The organism is Vibrio anguillarum (assembly GCF_001989995.2).
Classification (GTDB): domain Bacteria; phylum Pseudomonadota; class Gammaproteobacteria; order Enterobacterales; family Vibrionaceae; genus Vibrio; species Vibrio anguillarum.
The window spans coordinates 1-1,758 of the sequence record NZ_JAHGUP010000236.1 but is presented as its reverse complement, the minus strand read 5'-3'; the positions used below and the strand labels follow the sequence as shown (position 1 = coordinate 1,758).

Here is a 1,758-nt window from a genome sequence, read left to right as displayed (position 1 = left end):
CTACGGGGGTACTTTCCACCAATCTATCAGGCTTCGTAGTCACTTTTCTCCTAGCTTCTTAAAAATTGAACTGCACCGTATAAATTAAGCACTACTAATCAGTACCAGTTATATGAATTTTGAATAACCTATTGATTATCATCCATACTTTTATATAAAATTTAGTGTGATATTTAAATGCATAGAGGTTAAACATCCACTTTTAATACGTGACTTTGTAACCATAAAATGTACTATTGGTATATATATATCTACTATATAAAGAGCATTGCATGTCAGAGGTGTTTATATGAACACAAAAACGTTAGTTATCAAAAGCTTAGGTTCAATGTTTGACTTATGTCCTAAGGAAGCGAAAGAGCCAGAAGCCTATCGGGCTGCTGTACATTTTAATTTGCAGTATGATGTTTTAGCTGACGACATTTCATCCCATTGGTCAGATGTATCTGAAAATATTGGTAGAGCATTTCTTGAACTTACGCATGAGAGTACTAAGAATCAGAGCCTATTAAGTTCTGCTAAACATAATTTCCTAAATACTAAAACAGGCGGTCTTACACTCAATTTATCTACAGACTTGACTATTGAAGCTATCGAAAACTATTTCGAAGATAAGGCCCCTAATACTTGCTCAACGCTAATAAATCACAAAGAGACGCATTTAGAAACAAATTATGATAGATGAAAATGAAAGCAGATTGCTAGAAACTCAGCAAGAAACGGACCTAGACGAAAGCAACTCTAACTCCACTGAAGCTGAAGCAATCGATGGTGTACTAGAAAGAGTAGCTGAGAATGATCCTGAAGCTGCCGTAAAGATCAGTAAATATATAGTGCAAAAAGTTCATCATGGACCAATGCCATCCCCAGAAGATATACGAGGCTACGCTTTAACTCAAGCTGATCTCCCTGAGCGGATGATGGTTATGGCTGAAATTGCACAAAGCAATAAAGCTAAGCATGCCGAGAGTATAATTGCGTTAAAAGCTAAAGAAATTGAACTAAATGAAAAACATTTATCCAATCAAGATTTAGCTAATAAGCGAGAGTCTAACAACCAAACATTGAGTCTTATTTTAGCTGCTTTCATAGTTTTATTCTGCATCACTGGCGCATTCTATTTAGCCTTACAAGACAAAACTGAAGTTGCTTTGCTTATCGGTGGAGGAACAGTTGTAGGTATCGTAGGCTCTTTTTTAAAGTCAAGCAGTAAGCCACAAAAAAAATAAAACTAAAAATTATTTAAGAATGATTCCCAACGTTTGTCTATTCTAATTCAAGCGTTGGGTTTTGTTTTTTAGTATTAGAGTAGTAAGTCCTTTACGGGCTTCTAATCATCCTTTAATTCTACTGATAACTCTTGCGAACTTAAGCAGTTTGGATAGTGTTTTCACATCGTTAACGGCTTCAATTTCCAATAGCGCTATACCTGCTAAAATTTCTTGGGGTGTTACCAATTGTCCTGTCGGTAATTCCATCCTGTTATGATGCATTTTGAATTGCTCCCAGGTTGCGCATGAACTGAGTTCGCGACCTTTCGCCATTCTCATTAGCCGCTTACACTCCCTTGGTATCTCCTTTCCTTTGTCCCAACCTTTGACCACACTCACACTTTTAAAACAAAGTTTAGCGGTCTCTTCTTCACTTAACTTGCACTCAAATTCACGAAAAACAGAGTTTTTGGTCATTTCGTGATACTTCATGGTGATATCTCTCAGAAACGAGAGATACTATAACCAATGCGTATGCAACTGTATT

General features: G+C 36.5%; 3 protein-coding genes. 2 read left to right on the top strand and 1 reads right to left on the bottom strand.

Annotated elements, in window-relative coordinates; genetic code table 11:
• Positions 1 to 289 precede the first annotated feature (289 nt).
• Together PL85_RS18670 and PL85_RS18665 are read left to right on the top strand one after the other, a co-directional pair.
• Complete coding sequence (locus PL85_RS18670; RefSeq protein ID WP_115340198.1) at positions 290 to 685, top strand: hypothetical protein; 396 nt, start codon at positions 290 to 292, stop codon at positions 683 to 685.
• Positions 675 to 1,229 carry a hypothetical protein gene (locus PL85_RS18665; RefSeq protein WP_115340197.1) on the top strand — a complete coding sequence of 185 codons (555 nt, stop codon included), beginning with the start codon at positions 675 to 677 and terminating at the stop codon, positions 1,227 to 1,229. The genes PL85_RS18670 and PL85_RS18665 overlap by 11 nt, the downstream gene beginning before the upstream one ends.
• A gap of 105 nt (positions 1,230 to 1,334) precedes the next feature.
• Here the strand turns inward: PL85_RS18665 and PL85_RS18660 are convergent, their stop codons facing one another.
• The gene (locus PL85_RS18660) at positions 1,335 to 1,703 is read right to left on the bottom strand and encodes a phage protein (RefSeq protein WP_115340196.1); all 369 of its coding nucleotides are present in this window, start codon (positions 1,701 to 1,703) and stop codon (positions 1,335 to 1,337) included.
• Positions 1,704 to 1,758: the final 55 nt, after the last annotated feature.